This window comes from Bacteroides cellulosilyticus DSM 14838, from assembly GCF_000158035.1.
GTDB lineage: Bacteria > Bacteroidota > Bacteroidia > Bacteroidales > Bacteroidaceae > Bacteroides > Bacteroides cellulosilyticus.
In genome coordinates this window covers 424,874-443,026 of the sequence record NZ_EQ973492.1, presented here as the reverse complement: position 1 = coordinate 443,026, position 18,153 = coordinate 424,874, and the positions used below count along the sequence as shown (strand labels likewise).

Here is an 18,153-nt window from a genome sequence, read left to right as displayed (position 1 = left end):
AGATAATTACGAGTTCAAAGACTGGATGCAAAAACTACTTGATAAACTGGAAGAAGTTGGCAAAGACGTAAAGAGTTTGCAGACCAACCCCGAAGTGATGCCGGGTGATAAGTTATTGGATAATCAGGATTTATGCCTGTTGTTCAAAGTAAGTACCCGAACATTGCAGAGATTGAGAAGCAAGAAACTGCTACCCTTTATGGTGATTAGTGGAAAAGCCTATTACCGGGCTTCGGATGTGCGTGAGTTCATAAAGGAACGGTTCGATGTGGGTACGCTCCGTAAGTTTGAGAAAGAACACGGAGCAAATAAGTAACACTGAAAAATATCCCGAAGCTGTACGCGTGGCAGCTTCGGGATATTTTTCTTTTGGCAAGTCCGTATTCACTTCTCTACCGATATTATTCCCTCTTCCTTATAAGATGCTTCAAACTGTTTGGTAAACGCAATAATCTGCCGGTTCGTCTTTACCAGTTCCAGAGTATATTGTTCCAGTTTATAAAGCAGGGCAAGTGCTTTCTTTTCTGCAAAGTTGGAATGAAGTTCTTTCACTACCTGATTATAGTTATTGCCTATGCTCCTGAATTGGGTGAATAACTGCGAGAGCTGAATATAATAATCAACCTTACTTTTATCAATCCTAAGCACTTTAAACGACTTCCCAAAAATACAGTTCTTAATGAAATGTGCCTTTACCTTATAGCCAGACTGGTCGTAAAAGGCTAAGAACTTGGCGTTCTCCACATCATCCAAATTCAGTGAATAGCGGTGTGTTCGTGGGTCAAGTTTAGGCTTGCGCCCACCTTTGTTAAATGGCTTCTTTTTCTGTTCCATAATGATAATTATTTACTGGTTTTACGACTTTGGAGTAAAACTAACCACCTTCAAAGGTGGCAAGGTTTTGAGGCACAAAAAACGAAGTGCGTGCCTTAGAACACAACTTGCTATGTTCCAATGAACATAAAAATCTTCCCTACAGTCAGATTGCCAAAGCAAACGGTTCGGCTTCCTCCTATGTCTATTTATCGGTTACAAAATTACAGACAGCAGTTTGCCCCTGAAAGATGGGCTATTACGCCAAATTGCGACACAAACGGACAAAGTACCCCCATTTTAAAAAGCATCTGTTTTTACCCTTTTCTTTGCTGAAAATTGATTGAATGGTGGCAATTTATAAGACAGTCAAACAAGGTTTGAATATGGCTTTAAAACATGTTTGAAAGGCGTTTAACGATTTGGCAATACTGCCATGAAACTGGCTTACCACTTTTAAATCATTATCAAAAATCAATCAACCTATTCATAAACCATTAAAAATTGAAAGTATGGCAGAAGTAAAACAATCATTACAGGAAACAGGAAGTAAGGAACGGGAAAGCTATAAATCGGTGTTCCTTAAAAAGCAGTCGGTTTGTAACCGTCAAAGCGTGTACATTAGTGGAGAGATACAAAAACGTATCATGCAGATTGTAGGAGTGATTACGGGCAAAAAGGTAAGCATCGGGAATTTCATTGATAACGTACTGGAAGAACATCTTAATACGCACAATGATGTCCTTTCGGCTCTCTACCGGGAAGAAATGCAAAAAAGAATATTCAACCAGCCAAAAGAGAATAAAGAATGAATATCGTAACTATTGAGGAACAGACCTTTAAACAGGTATGCAGTCAGTTCGCCAACTTTGCTAATCAGGTGGAACGCATTTGCAGATAGAACAATCATCAGTCCGATAAATGGTTGTCAGGTCGTGAAGTGTGTGCCCTGCTCGGTATCAGCATCCGAAGTTTGCAGAACTATCGGGACAGCGGTAAACTGGGTTACTCCCAAATCGGGAATAAGCTATATTATAAATCTGCCGATATTGAGAGAATGGTTGCCGAATGTACGGCAAACCATCTTTCAGGAAAGAAAAACAACTATGTACCAACCAATAAATAAGTATCGCCTTATGACAAGAAAACAAGATTGCAATTTAGAAGCAAACCAATCTTTTACCCTCCCGGCTATTGTAGGTACATGGGAAAGTTTAAATCTTCATCCTACGGTAATGATATACCAAAGCAAGAGGAAATATCTCCTTTCGATACTTCATGTATCGGATAATGGACAGGCGCAACCAGCCACTTACGAGATACAAAAGGAAGATAGCCGTTATTTCATCGTTTCAGCCTTTAAACGGCTTTATATCGGCTATGACAAGGTAAAAGATAGCCTTTCCATTTCTTATTATGGCGAGTATTTGCGTAACTGACAGATGATATAAGTCAATCATTCAAACCAATTATAAATCAATAAAATGATAAAACAATATGGAACTGATAAACGGCAACAGTGAAATAATTAAGGATTTCTTTCAGTCTATGGAAAAAATATTAGGTGGTATTGGTAAACTGGCAAAGGAAAGCAGACCGCATTTAAACGGTGAAAAGTTTCTAAGCAACCGGGAAGCATCTAAATATTTGAAAGTAAGCATTCGCACGCTGCAAGAATGGAGAGATACGGGCGTTATCCCGTACATTCAGATAAAAGGCAAAATAATCTACCGTCAAAGCGATATAGAACGGCTTTTGCAGACCTACTACAATAAAGAACGGCAGGAATAACCTACTATCCTTTAAAAAACACATTTTTTCCGAAACTGACTAAGAACATTAACTTTATTAGTGTAGTAGTCCGTCTGTGCAAGCCTTTGGAAGAAAATACAACCCGGAGCGCAGCGCAGGTGTGGAGATTTTCTTTCAAACCCGTAGGGCTTGGGCTTGAACGGACGGAATACGGAGCTTACCTTTGTTAATGTTTTAGCCTAATTTGAAAAAATCAAACTGGATGATTTTTAATTATTAAAACACTATTTTTTTTGTCTTCTCCCATTCGTGGCAACACTTCACTGCATATATTGATAAACTTAACAATCTGGTTATCAGAAATGAATACATGCTTGAAATGTCGTATTTGAACTTTCTGAAAATCAAAATTTTTTCGATAATGTTGCACAATCCATTTGCATAGACAATATTTTATTGGAAAATCATATTTAAAACTATAATATATAGTATTTAAAATGCACAAAGGGATATTAGGATTCTCATCAAAAACAATATCCATAGCATGATTTTTATAAAATTGCAGAAAATGTTTATCGTAAATAAATTTCTCTCTATTATAATCATATATAATAGCTGAAAAATTGAAAAACGCAGTATTGATCAAGCTATAAGGGGTATCTCTTAGTTGTAACTTTTGAACTCCCCACGTATTTTTAATATCCCAAGCATCAACAGTTAGTTGTCCGATTTTAACTTTATATCCACCAAAACTATTTTTTTCAAGTTGTATATGATTCCAATAATTTTTTGGTAAAATCAATTTATCTATATTTCGGACTACAATATCTAAATCACGATTTTCTAAATATCCTAATAGAAAATTTCGAATTACTCCACTAAATATATAAATATCCGTCTGCAAAGCAATTAAATTCAATAATTCCCACGTTTTTTGATCCAACAAAAACTCTTTCAAATATATTTTAAAAGAATATGCTTGCTGGTCGATTTTTTGTTTTATATTATTATATTCGCTGTCCACTTATTTTTTGATAATGATCTAATGCAAATTTATCAGTCATACAAGCAACGAAATCACGAATAAGACGGAATCGTTCCTCTACCGTAAAATCACAAACATCAAATTTATCATATAGTTTATCTAAATCGCCTATTTTTATATCTTTTCCATATTTATTTTCAAAATCTTCATCTGCACAATACTCTTCCCAATGCTCATGTAAAACAGTCATAAATATAGAACGGGAGAATAGAGATTTCCCTCTATCACGATAATTTTTATCTGTATGAAATAGAAGTCTTATATACGAATTTAATATCCCAACAATTACTGCATCACCAGTTATTTCTAAGGAAGTTATCTCTCTCTTAGATAATATCTTCTTCTTTGAAAAATCTTTTAAGGCTTTTGCAATTCCATCGTTATCTTCGATCAACTCCTTATTATATGTTCCCTCCTCTATCTGCTCCAAATTTTGAACGAAGTTTTTAGTAGCAACTCCCATTAAGTGAGTTAATAAGATAGTCCGATAGCTAACCCATTCTTTCTTAGATGAAATATTATCTCCTTGTGTTGTTCGCAAATTATCGTCTAGCTTCTCTTTTATTTCATCTGATATATAAGGGTCATTAGCAATCTTGTCTTTTACGTCATTCAAGGTTAACCATTGTTTTTGATTAGCGTCTTCAAGATCCATCACTAAATAGCAAATAGAATCTGCTGCTTCCATCAAAAACGCTAATGGATGGCGCTTATACATACCATTTGACTGTTCCAATTTACAATATTTAGCTATATCATCTAAAGTTTTTCTTTCTGTAAAAAAAACTCCATGTTTATGAAGACTTATTTTATCATTTTCATCTTCTGTTTTTATAGGAATGCCATAATTAGGGTATTTTAAGGTAGAAGCCAAGGTAGAGCATGTAAGGTTTAGTCCAAATAAATCACCTAAATATTGGAGCTTGGTAAGAATTCTAAATCCTTCTGCATTCCCATCAAATTCAACATAATCTTGAATTAAATTTTTATTATTTAGAAATGTTTTAAAACCATATTCCTTTTTTGTTTTCTTCTTGTGTTAATGTCCTTCCCAGTGTCTTTTTCCCACTTCCCAATATAGTTTGTATACCTAACTCCCTTAATAACATATTTACTTAAAGAACTGCCTATATTTTCATTTTCAATTCCGCATTTAATATCTTTAAACAATTCTGAGAAGTAATTTTGTATAACCTGTTCTCCAAAATGTCCAAATGGGGGATTTCCAATGTCGTGAACCAAGCAAGATGTTTTCAATATAGGATCTATCTTACGCAAAATTTCCTCACTAGTTAATTGCGTCTTTTTCTTAAACTCGTCATTGCCACTTAGATATATAGCGAAAGACAAACCAATATTCATCACTTCCATTGAATGTGTTAAACGTGAGTGAATATTATCATCTGACGTCAAAGGGAATACCTGGGTTTTGTCATGCAATCGCCTAGAGGCAGAACTAAATATAACACGCCCAAAATCGCTTTCAAATGGATTTCGATTGTCTGTATTTTCAGATAAAACAGCACGTTGGTTATCAACCCGTGATGGTCTAAGTCTCTGAGTACTTAGTAAATCATTTTTCCAATTCATATTTTAATAAATAGAATATACTTTTAGCATAGATAATCCGTATTTTATTAGGAATATTATTCCACCAATGACAAAAATACTGTTTTTTGTGTGAATATCCAAGACATCTAATCTTTTTTTCATTAACAACCAAAGCATTTCTCTACGTTCACCATATCTCGCATGATAGAGCTATCTAAAACTTTTGCATAATGCTGTGTCATTCTGATATTGGAATGTCCCAAAATCTTAGATACATTTTCCATTGATACATCATTGGCGAGAAAAACTACGGTAGCCGCAGTATGGCGTGCAACATGCGTAGTTAGGCGCTTGGTAATGCCGCATAAATCAGCGATTTCTTTTAAGTAGGCATTCATGCGCTGATTACTGATTACAGGCAAAAGTACACCTTTCTTTATACACTCTATATTATCTTCATATTTCCTCAATATCCTTTGAGGAATAGACAAAACAGGAATGTTGCACATCTGACTGGTTTTCTGTCGTGCCTTGCGTATCCACAAAGCACCGTTATTGTCTTTTATTAAGTGTTCACGGCTTAACTGTTGTACATCCACGAAAGCAAGTGCGGTGAAACAGCAAAAAACAAAAATGTCCCTTACCTGCTCCAATCGTTTGATAGTAAATTCCTTGTTCATGAGAATATCCAGTTCCTCACGTGAGAGGAACTCTACATTTACTTCCTCCTGCTTGAAGTGGATGCCGTAAAACGGGGCTTTCTTTATCCAGTCGTTAGCCAAAGCAATACGAACAACTTTTTTCAAGTTCTTCAAATGTTTCAATGCGGAATTGTTTTGGCAATGCTTCTCTGTTTTCAGCCAAAAATCAAAATCACGGATAAATTGCCCGTCCAGTTCTGCCAGCATTATATCATCACGGTGGTAACAACTACGGATATATTCTTTCAATCGGTTTATTGAAGTATCAAACTTGGTTACGGTGCTTTCTGTATATTCTTTGCCAATCAGGGCACGACATTTTTCGTTATGCTCTGCATACACTTCCAGCAAGGTGCGCTGTACTTTATCCCGTCCGTAGAAACAATCCTTTATAATATCGGCTGTTAGCGGTTTGTTGTCTATCTCCAATTCACGGTGTATCTGCAATACTTTGGCACGAACCGTATTGATATAGTGGTTCAGTTCGATGGCTACACGGTCTTTTCCTTTGGAACATTCCTTTTTCTGATTCCATAAATCTACGGGAATACTCCGTTTAATCATAACTTCGGCTACTCGCTTGTTTACGGTGATGCGCATACAGATAGGAGCTTCACCGTTTTTCAGAAGTTTCGCTTTCTTGATGATGAACAATACGCTTAGTGTGTTTCTTTTCACTGCTCCCATAATTCTTTGATTTTAAAGTTGTACAAAATTAGTTTGTTACACTCAAAAACCAGCTACGCAAAAAGCTGACAATCAAAGACAAATGCGTCAATTCGTGGGAGCAAAAACGGCTTTCAAAAAGTCCCACGAATAAGCCACGTGAGAACTGCTTTAAACCGCTATTTTTTGCCTAAGCGGGGAAAAAGAAAAAGCCCTGAAATCCTTGAATTTCAGAGCTTTGCTTTAATTTACTATTTGCTTTCGCGGTGCGTACGGGACTCGAACCCGTGACCCCATGCGTGACAGGCATGTATTCTAACCAACTGAACTAACGCACCATAATTTCATTTCTTTTATCGCTTTCTCTCTCGATTGCGGTTGCAAAGGTAGGTGTTTTTTTGAAACCTGCAATAGCTTGAAAGAAATATTTTTCATCTTTTTTAAAGTAGGCTTGATTATAAGATATTTATATTACCTTTGTGTGGCAAAAAAAAAATCGAATGACAAATCAAAATCAATTAAAAGCGAGAAAAACCATGAGAAATACTCCTATTGAACGTAAACTGATTGACGAAACCATCGAAGCATTTCAGATTGCAGACTTTGGAAAAGCAACCATCCGCGAAGTAAAGGCGATTGCCGCCAAGGCAGAAGCTGAATCTGGTATAGAATTTATAAAAATGGAAATGGGTGTGCCGGGACTTCCCCCTTCGGCTGTAGGTGTAAAAGCTGAAATAGAAGCTCTGCAAAAAGGAATTGCCAGTCTTTATCCTGACATCAACGGATTGCCTGCACTGAAAGAAGAAGCTTCGCGTTTTATAAAAGCATTTATTAATGTAGATTTGCAACCGGAAGGTTGTGTACCTGTTACCGGTTCCATGCAAGGCACCTTTGCTTCGTTCCTCACTTGCAGTCAGTGTGATGAAAAGAAAGATACGATATTGTTTATTGACCCGGGATTTCCTGTACAGAAGCAACAGCTAGTCGTTATGGGACAAAAGTTCGAGACTTTCGATGTATATGATTTCCGTGGCGACAAATTGAAAGAGAAACTGGAAAGTTACCTCAAGAAAGGGAATATCTCTGCTATCGTCTATTCCAACCCGAACAATCCCAGTTGGATTTGCCTGAAAGAAGAAGAGCTACGTATCATCGGAGAACTTGCTACGCAATATGATATTATTGTTCTGGAAGACCTGGCTTACTTCGCTATGGACTTCCGGCAAGATTTGAGCAAACCATTCCAAGCACCTTATCAACCATCAGTGGCACATTATACAGACAACTATGTATTGCTCATTTCCGGCTCTAAAGCATTCAGCTATGCCGGACAGCGTATTGGTGTCAGCTGCATTTCAAACAAGCTCTATCACCGCTCTTATCCCGGATTGACAAAACGCTATGGTGGCGGCACATTCGGTACAGTATTCATTCACCGTGTACTCTATGCCCTCTCCTCCGGTACGAGTCATTCGGCACAATACGCGCTTGCCGCCATGCTGAAGGCTGCTAACGAAGGGCAGTACAACTTCCTTGACGAAGTGAAAATATATGGTGAACGCGCTCACAGGCTAAAAGAGATTTTTCTGCGCCACGGTTTTCATCTGGTATATGACAATGACCTTGGTGATCCCGTAGCCGATGGCTTCTACTTTACTATCGGTTATCCGGGGATGACCAGCGGCGAATTGGCTAAGGAATTGATGTACTATGGTGTCAGCGCCATATCTCTGATTACTACCGGTAGCCATCAGGAAGGTTTGCGTGCCTGTACTTCATTCATCCAGGATCATCAATATGCACAATTAGAAGAACGGATGGCAATCTTTGCAGAAAACCATCCGATATAATAGAATAAACTTACCAATTAGTGCCGGTATCCCACCACAAACGGGTGCCGGCATTATCATCTCCTCCCAAAGCTTTCACCAATGCACGGTATTGCTCCGGATTTTCCGTTTGTAATCCTCCGGGAAAGTTTAAACGGCGAATCATGATTTCCGTATCAACGCAGCCATCCTTACTATGATTGAAACGAACAGGAAAAAGGAGTGGATATCCGGTTCTGCGCTGCTCCGCCCAGGCTTCACATCCTTCAGGAAACATTGCCAGCCATTTCTGCGTAATGATCTTCTCCAACTTCGTATCCCGGTCTGCTGTTTCAATCCACTTCGGTGAGACCTTACAATAGGCTTTTATATTATTTTCAGCATCAAATGTATCCACAAAATCAATTGGCAATTTATCACTATTCAAATATGAATCAGTCTGCATGATACCATACTGATGTAGAGAGGAAGTAATCCCTTTTTCATAGCATATACCGGCATCTTCATCTGTCCAGTTCCTCAAAGCGGCTTCCGCACGCAGAAACCAGACCTCGGCAGCAGTCATAAGAACCGCATCCGTTGACTGAGTAGTCTTCAGCTTCGACAAACCCATATAATTGCTATGAGAGAAGCAAGTTCCCTGCCGGATTCCACGATACTGTCCTTTAAACGACTCATCCTGGCATGTGGCAAAAAAGACAGTACGCCGAGGATCTTCATAACCGTTCATGATAGACTCCATTGGAGCACTCATATAAGTTTCGTTCCACACCAGATTGAGTTCTCCCAACGGATTGGCATACCCTTTCTTTGTAGATACCGCCACCGGTTCATTTTCCGCTTCCAACATTCCATATTCATTATTAAAGGCTTTCAGGAACTCTGAACGGGCTTTCTCTTCATCCACTGTAGCTATTCGCATTGCAAGCCGCATTCTCAATGAATTGGCAAACCTTATCCACGAAATGTATTCGCCATCCATCAGTATATCAAAACGGGAAAACTCAGCAGCTTCCGGATTTGACTCGACATAACCGGTAAGAGTACTCACAGCCGTATCTAATTCACAAAAGAACTCTTTATAAACCACTTCTTGTGTATCGGGCATATATTCTGCGTTAGGATCAGCAAACCGTGAATAAATGATAGGACCATAGTAATCCGTAACGCGATGCATCACTTCCACTTTCAGAATCTTGGTGACTCCGAAGAAACCCGGATGTTTCTCACGCGTTGCGTTCTCCGACTGGTATATCTGTGGAAAAATATACGAATAGGTATGTCCCCACATTGCACTGTTCCAACCATCTTGCAAATTATAGTCCGAATTATGGCTACCTCCATTCAATGGTTTTCCATCATGCATATATCCACTAAACATATCTGCATTCAGGTTCTGCGTCAACTGGAAAGGCCAGTTCTTACCCTTTCCATAATCATAATTGAAGTAAATGCCCTGCTGAATCACTCCCAGACGAATACCATGTTCATTATAATCAATTTGCAAATCTTCATCCGTAATTCCGGATAAATCCGTATTGATATCCTTAAAGTCACCCGTGCAAGAAGTTAAAACTAACAGAGCACCGAATATCCAACTATATCTTTTCATATCAATCCTCCCCTCTCCCATTAAAATTCACACTTCAATGAAAAGCCCCAACTGCGCGTTGTTGGCATTCCATACACATCAATGCCTTGATTATCATTACCGGTAGATAACACCAGATCCGGATCAAAAGGCGCCTTCTTATAAAAGAAGAACAAATTGCGGGCTATAAAAGAAACCTGAGCTTTCTTCAGAACTTTAGATTTTTCCATCCAGGAAGCAGGTAACTGATAAGACAATGAAAGTTCTCTCAATCGGATATTGGTCGCATCATACATATAATATTCCGTTGTCCCTGCGCGTCCGCCTACAATCTTATAGAATCCCTTCACGTTCTCTATCCGCTGCCCCTCCAGCATAACATAACTATTATCACGGGCCTTTCCGGTAATTTCCGATACACCGTACAAGTCCATATCTGCCTGAGTTTGCGAAAGCACCTTACCGCCGTAACGACAATCTATCAGGAAATAGAGAGATAAGTCTTTATAAGAAAGCGTATGATTCCATCCCAGCTGGAACTTCGGATTGGAGTTTCCAACCTTTACCGTATTCCCGTCACCTTCTACTTTTGGCAATCCTGCATTATTCCCTTCCGTCTCATAAACAATATTACCGGAAGCATCTCTGACAAAAGCTTTTCCATAAATATCGCCAATCGATCCACCTTTTATCAATTTCATGGCATAACTGGAAGAGAAACTGGTAGGGCCATAAACAAATTCTTTCAAATCTTCATGCAAAGCAACTATTTTGTTCCTGTTAGAAGCAAAATTAAGAGTAGTGCTCCACATAAAATCTTTTGCCATCACAGGAGTAGCGTCCAATGCGATTTCCCATCCCTGATTCTGAATGTTACCGGCATTCACATAGCGGTAAGCATATTTGTCACCCGCCAGCGTAGGCAATTTAAAAAACTGGTTATGAGTATTTGTTCTATAGAAAGTGATATTAAACCCGATACGGCTGTTCAGAAAACGTCCTTCTGCACCAATTTCCCACGAATAATTCATCTCCGGTTCCATTTCCTTGAAAGGTGCCGCATCATTCGCCAGATATTCACCACCGGCAGTGATATGGGAAGCGGAATTCGTAATATACAAAGGAATATCATTCCCCACCATACTATAAGCAGCACGCACCTTTGCATACGACACCCATTCAGGTAAAGTCAGCAGACGGCTTAGGATCAACGAAGTACCAACTGAAGGATAAAAATATCCTCTGCCTTCGTGCTTGGTATGTGATAAAGTGGAAGACCAGTCATTGCGGGCCGTCAAATCTATATAGGCACTCTCTTTATAACCCACCTGCGCCGTAGCAAACAGCGATTGCAGCTGACGGTGTGAATCAATTTTCTGGTCAAGAGCTGCTGAACCGTTCATTATAATATTTGCCAGAGTAAATACATTGGCATAGTACAAAGAAGCTGTTTTGGAATCATAACGGGTAGAATTAGTAGTCTTATCAGTAATACTTCCCCCAAATGCACCATTTACTGAGAAATCGCCCCATTTCTTCTTCATCATAAGCATCAGGTCACCATAAAACTGGAGATCCTGATAATCCATTTCCAGGTAACGTCCGTTAGTACCAGCTAACGCCGGAGCTGTAGAAGCATAAAATTTCTGACGGACTTTATCGTCAATGCAATCCACATTGCCACGGGCCTGTACCGTCAACCAGTCATTTACTTGCAAGTTTGCCGATAAGGAGACAATGGCATGCATACGCACTTCTTTAGTTTGTATGCGGTTCGTTATCCAATACGGATTCTGCTCAAAATCTTCATAGGCAGTATGCCAGTTCTGTATATTCAGGTTTCTACTTTCATCGTACACTTCGAAATTATCCCTATAATACGACAAGTCCTCTCCACGGGGAAACCGATAAAGCCCCACCAACGGGTTCATATAAAATCCGCCTACTGTCGGTTTGTTTTTAGAGACTTGTCGCATCAAATTCACATTACCATCCAGTTTCAAACGATTATTGAATATCACAGAAGTTTCCCTAAATGTAATATTATGCTTGGATAAGCGATTTTTATCAATAATCCCTTTACCGGTAGTATTGGCATATGAAAAATAATTCTGCAATTTCTCATTGCCATGGCTTACGGATACGGAAGTAATGGAAGTCACTCCGGTAGAGAAGAAATCATTCAGATTATCGTATTTCGGCAAGTCTTTTCGTTCTCCCCAACTATCCACCCCATCGCTTACTCCATAACGATTTTGCATTTCGGGTAAAGAAGATGCTTTATCGAACATCAGACTGGTAGAAAATGATATGCTCCGTTGTCCTTGTGATTTACCTTTCTTGGTCGTAATCAATATCACACCGTTACCTGCCTGGCTACCATAAAGTGCCGCTGCAGGAGCCCCTTTCAGAATACTTATGCTTTCTATATCTTCCGAGTTTAAGTTTGAAATACCATCACCGCCATCGCGGTTACCTGCATTAGCAGTTCCGCCAATGGCACTGAAAGCCTGTTCCGAAGTTGAATTTAACATAGGAACACCATCAATTACATAAAGAGGTTGATTCTCCCCGGCTACCGAACGGATTCCGCGAATGTTTACTTTAGCGGAAGCACCCAGTCCCGATGATACCTGATTAACCTGCACACCGGCAGTCTTACCGGTCAATGAAGTTATCAGATTAGGCATTTTAACCCGTGTCAATTCTTCACTTTTCACCTGACTTATTGCATAGGAAAGAGAGTGCTCCTTCTTTTCGATACCCAAGGCAGTCACAACTACTTTATCCAGTTCCACCGCATCTTCTTCTAATACAATATCCAGAAATGTATGTCCTTTTACGCTTACCTCCTGCGTCTTATATCCCATAAAAGAGAATCTCAGCACCGCATCATCAGCAACCGTCAGTGCAAATTTGCCTTCCAAATCCGTCACTGCACCATTCGAAGTACCTTTTTCCAACACTGTAGCTCCCGGTAAAGGCACACCGTCTCCATCTACAACACGCCCCATTATACTTTTCCGAGCGATAAGTACTTCAAGCCGATGGTTCACATCGTCTGCAACAAAAGCACAACAAGAACTACTATACGAAAAAAAATAACCAAAAACAAAAAAACAGATATAATTATAGATAGTCAATTTCATGATTTACAATAAAGAGATAACAATTTGCAAAAGTAACCAATTTCTTCCTAATAAAAACCTGTTATATAACATATATGAAAATTCTATCAGTGAAAAAAGAGAAATAATATTTGTTTTTCAAGGATTTGTCTGTATATTAGTGGCATGGATATTAACACAGACATATTCAAAATTGAAACGAACCACGTATTACCTTCACGTGGAAAAGTACTGATATCCGAGCCTTTCCTCTATGACGAGATGTTCGGACGTTCTATTATCCTACTGGTAGACCATACGCTGGATGGTACAATGGGATTGGTATTGAATAAACCTCTCCCACTATATCTCAACGACGTATTGAAAGACTTCAAAGATGTGGAAAATATACCTATTTATAAAGGCGGTCCGTTATGTACCGATACGCTGTTTTACCTTCATACACTAAAAGGTATAAAAGATTCTCTGCAAATAGGAAAAGGATTCTATCTGAACGGAGATTTTGATGCCATCCGCCGTTATATTTTGGAAGGCAATGACATCACCGGAAAAATACGCTTCTTCTTGGGATATTCAGGCTGGGAACATGACCAGCTATGCCAGGAAATTGAAGAAAACACCTGGCTGATAGGATCGACAAACATCGCTTCCCTTATGGATGAAAAGGGAAGCGCAGAACTTTGGAAAAATGTTTTGGGAGAACTGGGAGGCAAATATCAAACATGGTCACGCTTCCCGCAGATACCCACATTGAATTAATCAACCCGGATGCACTGCAGTAATGCAACATCTTTGAAATAACCTTCTACACACAACCAATCTTTTAACAACCCACACTGAACAAAGCCGCAAGAGGCGAACAAACGCATGCTTGCCTCATTATCGGTGGCGATATGAACAACCAACTGTTTCATACGCAGAAAGTCAAAAGCATAGTCACAAAGTAGTGTCAATGCATCTTTTGCATAGCCTGCGCCACGAAACTCTTTCCGGATAACGATACCCACTTCTCCGCGTGCATGCATCGGAGAAAAGTCTGTAATATCAATCGTTCCTATCGTAGCATGATCTTCAAGGCGCACCACCATCATACGCAGTTGCTTATCGGAAAACATATCGCATTGTGAGTTCTCCATATATTGCTTCATCACATAGCGTGAATAGGGTACGGTGAAGTTACTGATATCCCACTGTTGCGGATCGTTTTCCATTTCACAAATCAATTCCAGATCCTCCGGTTCCATAGCACGAAGGCGAATACGTTCGTTTACAAAATAAATATGTTTCATGATCAGAGATAACATTTTTCGGAAGTCACCAGTACGCGACTTTCCGGGTTATAAATTCCCAGACGCAATCCCATTTTCCGATGGCGGGACAGCAAGCGGATAATTGTAGAAAAAGAAAAGGCACGGCAATCATACACCACATGCGTGAAACCTTTCAGCGAGATGAATGGACCGGCATGTCCGTCGGCGGCAGATGCTTCGTTTGCCACAACGAAATGATGCTTTCCGATCAGCCCGTTACGTTTGAAAAGTCCACGCAAACTATGAATAGTGGCTTCTTCACCGAAAACAAGAAAACGAGGGAAAGCTTGTCCTTTAAGAAAGGGAACTTTCGCTTTTTTTCCCGGAAAACCGAATATACGTCTCAAGGAAAGCATCAGCAAACGAATATACATCTGTAAATGGATACCGATCCGAACAAGCCAACGCCCCAAGAGCCCATAACGTTCACCATGCTTGCGAAAGAAAATATCCATTGCTCCACAAAATACGCGCACATGGTGATAGGTATCTTTCGATGTACTTTCTCCCTTATAATGCAATATAGGATAAGGCAAGTAGTAATTTTCATATCCCGCCTCCTCAATCCGGCAGGACAAATCTATATCTTCACCATACATAAAGAAGTCTTCATCCAGTAATCCGGATTTTTCCAATGCAGAACGGCGCAGCAACATGAATGCACCTGCCAATACTTCCACCCGGTGAATGGCATCCGCATCCAAGGCATTACAATAATACCCACCTAAACCTTTAGAACGGGGGAAAAGTTTTCCCAAGCCGGACAGTTTACCAAAAGTGGCTGCCAAAGTAGGATATCCACGCTTTGATTCCCGCAGAAAACGTCCGTCATCCGTCAGCATTTTCACACCGGCAGCTCCGACGCAAGGATGCGTGTCCATAAACAGAAGCGCTTCTTCCAAAGTCTGCTCCGGCAATACCGTATCAGGATTCAACAACAGTACGTATTCTCCCTTCGCTTGACGAATGGCCTGGTTATTAGCACGGGCAAAACCAACATTCTCCTTATTATATATATAGGTAATACGCGGGAAGCGTTCGGTAAGGTATGCCTCCGAATCATCGACGGACGCATTATCCACTACAAAAATTTCGGCTGAAAGATTGTCAATAGCCCTGTATAAGGAACAAAGACACTGTTCCAGATAATACTTTACATTGTAATTGACTATGACAACAGAGAATTTCATGCTTCCTCCTCTTTATTGATATGCAATTCTTTACGTAAACGGCCTTCACCGGGCAAGCAGAACAGCGAAGCCGTAAGAGCAATAAAAGCACAAAGCAAACCTTTGTTACTCAATGTCAGATAATAAACTGCAAGACCTACCCATACCGGCAGTGCAAGCATAGCTACCCGAACTTTACTCCAGAAAGAATATAAACGTAAAGCTTCAGGCAAACTAACTTTATCAATCTTCCGCGTCAGCACCCAGGCGAAAAGTTTCAAAGAAACCGGCACGCAAGCAGCAACCAGCAAAATAGACAAAGTTTCTGCAAAATAAGTCGTACGGACATCAGCGGCATATATACCTACCCAATCTCCACCGGTTTCACCTACTATGATCCATATCACCGGCAGCAACCAGAAACTGATAAATATTACTTTTAAACGACTCGCAACGTGTTTTATCTGTTCTTCCATTCTCTTATAAACAATAGACTTAATAACAATAATTTAATTCGTTCCCGTAAAAAGCGTCCGGTTTACAATACTACGTCCCAGAGTGACTTCGTCCGCATATTCCAACTCATCGCCCACTGAAATGCCACGGGCAATCACACTTAGCTTCACCCCCATCTTTTCAAGCTTACGATAAATATAGAAGTTTGTTGTGTCACCTTCCATCGTAGTGCTGAGTGCCAAGATCACCTCCTTGATTCCACCGGCAGCCACACGCCGTACAAGACTTTCTATCTGCAAGTCACCCGGCCCTACCCCGTCCATTGGTGAAATAACACCACCCAAGACGTGATATAGTCCACGGAATTGCTGCGTCGCTTCCACCGCCATGACATCACGGATATTCTCTACAACACAAACTGTAGATGCATCCCGCTGCGGATTGGCACAAATACGGCAAGTTTCCGTATCTGAAATATTGTGGCAAACCCTGCAATATTTCACTTCATGCTTCAGTGTAACAATAGCGTTACCAAAGGCTTCTACCACTGCCGTATCTTGTCTCAGAAGGTGTAGTACCAGGCGCATAGCGGTCTTCCGCCCCACTCCTGGCAGTTTGGCAAACTCGCTCACCGCCTTCTCCAATAATATCGAGGAAAATTGTCCGTTCATACTAAAAAATCAACTATTGGCGGCAAAGATAATGTAAATTGAGTGCAGAACTTTCATGTAAGCATGAAAAAGTTATGCCAAAATGCAGCTTATCTTCTTAAAAGATAATTAGATTTCCGCATTCCGAACATAGATTTTTGAAATAAGTACTACCTTTGCATACGCAGAAAAAAAGAAAAAGAGTAAGAAACTTTCTAAATTTGACATAAAAATGGAGATTACAAGCGCTGAATTCGTCATTAGTAACACAGATGTGAAAAAATGTCCCCCCGGAATATTTCCTGAATATGCCTTTATCGGACGTTCCAACGTTGGAAAATCCAGCCTCATCAATATGCTAACAGGGCGTAAAGGACTTGCCATGACTTCCGCCACTCCGGGAAAGACTATGCTCATCAATCATTTCCTTATTAATAAAAGCTGGTACATCGTCGATCTACCTGGCTATGGTTATGCCAGACGCGGACAAAAAGGAAAATCACAAATACAGCGTATCATCGAAGATTATATTCTAGAACGTGAACAGATGACCAATCTCTTCTTGCTTATTGACTCACGGCTTGAACCACAAGTCATCGATATCGAATTCATGGGATGGCTGGGCGAGCACGGAATACCTTTCTCCATTGTCTTTACCAAAGGGGATAAGCTGAAAGGCGGCAGGCTGAACACCAATATCCAGCAGTATCTGAAAAAACTAAAAGAGCAATGGGAAGAACTTCCCCCTTATTTTGTGACCTCTTCTGAGAACAGAATGGGCAAAAAAGAGTTATTAGATTATATAGAGAGTATTAATAAAGAATTAAATACCAAATAAAGTAATAGTAAATATGAAAAAGAGTGTATTTTCACTGGCATTTATTGCCACCTTACTTCTTGTGTCGGCCAATAGCCAGGCACAATCGCTAAAAGATTTATTCAACAAAGAAAATGTAGAAAAAGTAGTCAGCGCCGTTACCGGCAAGAATACTGTTGATATGACAGGTACATGGTCGTACACCGGTGCCGCTATCGAATTCGAATCAGACAACCTGTTGATGAAAGCCGGCGGAGCCGTTGCTGCTACCACTGCCGAAGCCAAACTCAATGAGCAACTGAGCAAAGTGGGTATCAAACCCGGACAAATGAGTTTTACCTTCAATGCCGACAGCACTTTCAATGCTAAACTGGGAACCAAAACTCTGAACGGGACTTATATGTATAACGCTACCGAAAAGCATGTAACCATGAAGTTCGTCAGACTGATAAACATGAATGCCAAAGTTAACTGTACATCCGGCAGCATGGATTTACTGTTTGAGTCGGACAAACTACTGAAGCTAATCACTTTCCTTTCCAGCAAGAGCAGCAATGCCACACTGAAAACAATCAGTTCACTAGCAAACAGTTACGACGGCATGATGCTAGGCTTCTCACTTGAGAAGAAAGAATAAAACGGAATATCAATAAAAAAGTCCCGTAAACATTATGT

General features: G+C 39.9%; 19 protein-coding genes, 1 tRNA gene and 1 pseudogene. 9 read left to right on the top strand and 12 right to left on the bottom strand.

What is annotated here, in order from left to right; translation table 11 throughout:
• A partial coding sequence (locus tag BACCELL_RS19905) for a helix-turn-helix domain-containing protein (protein ID WP_007213831.1) occupies positions 1 to 316 on the top strand: 316 nt, incomplete at its 5' end.
• Positions 317 to 384: 68 nt separating this feature from the next.
• Here BACCELL_RS19905 and mobA read toward each other — a convergent pair.
• The gene (gene mobA, locus BACCELL_RS19900) at positions 385 to 834 is read right to left on the bottom strand and encodes a conjugal transfer protein MobA (protein ID WP_007213830.1); all 450 of its coding nucleotides are present in this window, start codon (positions 832 to 834) and stop codon (positions 385 to 387) included.
• Positions 835 to 1,325: 491 nt separating this feature from the next.
• On the opposite strand from mobA, the gene BACCELL_RS19895 reads away from it, so the two are divergent.
• The 4 genes and pseudogenes from BACCELL_RS19895 (at position 1,326) to BACCELL_RS19880 (ending at position 2,604) form a co-directional block, all read left to right on the top strand.
• Positions 1,326 to 1,625 carry a DUF3408 domain-containing protein gene (locus BACCELL_RS19895; RefSeq protein ID WP_007213829.1) on the top strand — a complete coding sequence of 100 codons (300 nt, stop codon included), beginning with the start codon at positions 1,326 to 1,328 and terminating at the stop codon, positions 1,623 to 1,625.
• Positions 1,622 to 1,939 (top strand): annotated as a pseudogene (locus tag BACCELL_RS19890) (helix-turn-helix domain-containing protein). Before BACCELL_RS19895 ends, BACCELL_RS19890 begins: the two are co-directional and overlap by 4 nt.
• A gap of 10 nt (positions 1,940 to 1,949) precedes the next feature.
• Positions 1,950 to 2,252, top strand: a complete 303-nt coding sequence (locus BACCELL_RS19885) for a DUF3876 domain-containing protein (RefSeq protein ID WP_032583310.1) — start codon at positions 1,950 to 1,952, stop codon at positions 2,250 to 2,252.
• A gap of 58 nt (positions 2,253 to 2,310) precedes the next feature.
• On the top strand, positions 2,311 to 2,604 hold the full coding sequence (locus BACCELL_RS19880; protein WP_007213826.1) for a helix-turn-helix domain-containing protein: 294 nt from the start codon (positions 2,311 to 2,313) through the stop codon (positions 2,602 to 2,604).
• A 214-nt stretch (positions 2,605 to 2,818) separates the two neighbouring features.
• On the opposite strand, the gene BACCELL_RS19875 is transcribed toward BACCELL_RS19880, so the two are convergent.
• From BACCELL_RS19875 to BACCELL_RS19855, 5 genes are all read right to left on the bottom strand, one after another.
• Positions 2,819 to 3,589: a hypothetical protein gene (locus tag BACCELL_RS19875; RefSeq protein ID WP_007213825.1), complete on the bottom strand. Its 771-nt coding sequence runs from the start codon at positions 3,587 to 3,589 to the stop codon at positions 2,819 to 2,821.
• A complete protein-coding gene (locus tag BACCELL_RS19870; RefSeq protein ID WP_248604805.1) occupies positions 3,573 to 4,544 on the bottom strand; it encodes a hypothetical protein in 972 nt (323 codons plus the stop codon). The genes BACCELL_RS19875 and BACCELL_RS19870 overlap by 17 nt, the downstream gene beginning before the upstream one ends.
• A gap of 59 nt (positions 4,545 to 4,603) precedes the next feature.
• Positions 4,604 to 5,200, bottom strand: a complete 597-nt coding sequence (locus BACCELL_RS19865) for an HD domain-containing protein (RefSeq protein ID WP_007213823.1) — start codon at positions 5,198 to 5,200, stop codon at positions 4,604 to 4,606.
• Positions 5,201 to 5,322: 122 nt separating this feature from the next.
• Positions 5,323 to 6,549, bottom strand: a complete 1,227-nt coding sequence (locus tag BACCELL_RS19860; RefSeq protein ID WP_007213822.1) for a site-specific integrase — start codon at positions 6,547 to 6,549, stop codon at positions 5,323 to 5,325.
• A gap of 243 nt (positions 6,550 to 6,792) precedes the next feature.
• Positions 6,793 to 6,866 (bottom strand) — tRNA-Asp (locus BACCELL_RS19855).
• Positions 6,867 to 7,064: 198 nt separating this feature from the next.
• On the opposite strand from BACCELL_RS19855, the gene BACCELL_RS19850 reads away from it, so the two are divergent.
• Positions 7,065 to 8,378, top strand: coding sequence for an aminotransferase class I/II-fold pyridoxal phosphate-dependent enzyme (locus BACCELL_RS19850; protein ID WP_044154148.1), 1,314 nt, complete (start codon positions 7,065 to 7,067; stop codon positions 8,376 to 8,378).
• 10 nt (positions 8,379 to 8,388) lie between these two features.
• On the opposite strand, the gene BACCELL_RS19845 is transcribed toward BACCELL_RS19850, so the two are convergent.
• Positions 8,389 to 9,969: a SusD/RagB family nutrient-binding outer membrane lipoprotein gene (locus tag BACCELL_RS19845; RefSeq protein WP_044154244.1), complete on the bottom strand. Its 1,581-nt coding sequence runs from the start codon at positions 9,967 to 9,969 to the stop codon at positions 8,389 to 8,391.
• Positions 9,970 to 9,989: 20 nt separating this feature from the next.
• The gene (locus tag BACCELL_RS19840; RefSeq protein WP_236100830.1) at positions 9,990 to 12,962 is read right to left on the bottom strand and encodes a SusC/RagA family TonB-linked outer membrane protein; all 2,973 of its coding nucleotides are present in this window, start codon (positions 12,960 to 12,962) and stop codon (positions 9,990 to 9,992) included.
• A 279-nt stretch (positions 12,963 to 13,241) separates the two neighbouring features.
• Here BACCELL_RS19840 and BACCELL_RS19835 point away from each other — a divergent pair, with 279 nt between their 5' ends.
• Entirely contained in the window at positions 13,242 to 13,835 is a 594-nt protein-coding gene (locus tag BACCELL_RS19835; protein WP_007213818.1) for a YqgE/AlgH family protein, read from the top strand.
• Here BACCELL_RS19835 and BACCELL_RS19830 read toward each other — a convergent pair.
• From BACCELL_RS19830 to recR, 4 genes are read right to left on the bottom strand one after another with little or no spacing between them, the layout of a single operon-like run.
• A complete protein-coding gene (locus BACCELL_RS19830; RefSeq protein ID WP_044154147.1) occupies positions 13,832 to 14,365 on the bottom strand; it encodes a GNAT family N-acetyltransferase in 534 nt (177 codons plus the stop codon). The two genes, BACCELL_RS19835 and BACCELL_RS19830, sit on opposite strands and share 4 nt — an antisense overlap.
• A gap of 2 nt (positions 14,366 to 14,367) precedes the next feature.
• Positions 14,368 to 15,576 (bottom strand): glycosyltransferase family 2 protein, encoded by a 1,209-nt coding sequence (locus BACCELL_RS19825; protein ID WP_007213816.1) that lies wholly within the window; start codon positions 15,574 to 15,576, stop codon positions 14,368 to 14,370.
• Positions 15,573 to 16,031, bottom strand: coding sequence for a hypothetical protein (locus BACCELL_RS19820; RefSeq protein ID WP_007213815.1), 459 nt, complete (start codon positions 16,029 to 16,031; stop codon positions 15,573 to 15,575). Before BACCELL_RS19820 ends, BACCELL_RS19825 begins: the two co-directional genes overlap by 4 nt.
• 33 nt (positions 16,032 to 16,064) lie before the next feature.
• Positions 16,065 to 16,682, bottom strand: coding sequence for a recombination mediator RecR (gene recR / locus BACCELL_RS19815; protein ID WP_007213814.1), 618 nt, complete (start codon positions 16,680 to 16,682; stop codon positions 16,065 to 16,067).
• 211 nt (positions 16,683 to 16,893) lie between these two features.
• Between recR and yihA the strand changes: the two genes are divergently transcribed.
• Both yihA and BACCELL_RS19805 read left to right on the top strand, forming a co-directional pair.
• The gene (yihA, locus tag BACCELL_RS19810; RefSeq protein WP_007213813.1) at positions 16,894 to 17,499 is read left to right on the top strand and encodes a ribosome biogenesis GTP-binding protein YihA/YsxC; all 606 of its coding nucleotides are present in this window, start codon (positions 16,894 to 16,896) and stop codon (positions 17,497 to 17,499) included.
• Between the two features lie 13 nt (positions 17,500 to 17,512).
• Positions 17,513 to 18,115: a DUF4923 family protein gene (locus tag BACCELL_RS19805; protein ID WP_007213812.1), complete on the top strand. Its 603-nt coding sequence runs from the start codon at positions 17,513 to 17,515 to the stop codon at positions 18,113 to 18,115.
• The last annotated feature ends 38 nt before the right edge of the window (positions 18,116 to 18,153 follow it).

Coding starts and splice junctions, on each gene's coding strand:
- mobA (WP_007213830.1), bottom strand. CDS start 834: ATGGAACAGAAAAAGAAGCCATTTAACAAAGGTGGGCGCAAGCCTAAA.
- BACCELL_RS19895 (WP_007213829.1), top strand. CDS start 1,326: ATGGCAGAAGTAAAACAATCATTACAGGAAACAGGAAGTAAGGAACGG.
- BACCELL_RS19885 (WP_032583310.1), top strand. CDS start 1,950: ATGACAAGAAAACAAGATTGCAATTTAGAAGCAAACCAATCTTTTACC.
- BACCELL_RS19880 (WP_007213826.1), top strand. CDS start 2,311: ATGGAACTGATAAACGGCAACAGTGAAATAATTAAGGATTTCTTTCAG.
- BACCELL_RS19865 (WP_007213823.1), bottom strand. CDS start 5,200: ATGAATTGGAAAAATGATTTACTAAGTACTCAGAGACTTAGACCATCA.
- BACCELL_RS19860 (WP_007213822.1), bottom strand. CDS start 6,549: ATGGGAGCAGTGAAAAGAAACACACTAAGCGTATTGTTCATCATCAAG.
- BACCELL_RS19850 (WP_044154148.1), top strand. CDS start 7,065: ATGAGAAATACTCCTATTGAACGTAAACTGATTGACGAAACCATCGAA.
- BACCELL_RS19845 (WP_044154244.1), bottom strand. CDS start 9,969: ATGAAAAGATATAGTTGGATATTCGGTGCTCTGTTAGTTTTAACTTCT.
- BACCELL_RS19840 (WP_236100830.1), bottom strand. CDS start 12,962: ATGGGGCGTGTTGTAGATGGAGACGGTGTGCCTTTACCGGGAGCTACA.
- BACCELL_RS19835 (WP_007213818.1), top strand. CDS start 13,242: ATGGATATTAACACAGACATATTCAAAATTGAAACGAACCACGTATTA.
- BACCELL_RS19830 (WP_044154147.1), bottom strand. CDS start 14,365: ATGAAACATATTTATTTTGTAAACGAACGTATTCGCCTTCGTGCTATG.
- BACCELL_RS19825 (WP_007213816.1), bottom strand. CDS start 15,576: ATGAAATTCTCTGTTGTCATAGTCAATTACAATGTAAAGTATTATCTG.
- BACCELL_RS19820 (WP_007213815.1), bottom strand. CDS start 16,031: ATGGAAGAACAGATAAAACACGTTGCGAGTCGTTTAAAAGTAATATTT.
- recR (WP_007213814.1), bottom strand. CDS start 16,682: ATGAACGGACAATTTTCCTCGATATTATTGGAGAAGGCGGTGAGCGAG.
- yihA (WP_007213813.1), top strand. CDS start 16,894: ATGGAGATTACAAGCGCTGAATTCGTCATTAGTAACACAGATGTGAAA.
- BACCELL_RS19805 (WP_007213812.1), top strand. CDS start 17,513: ATGAAAAAGAGTGTATTTTCACTGGCATTTATTGCCACCTTACTTCTT.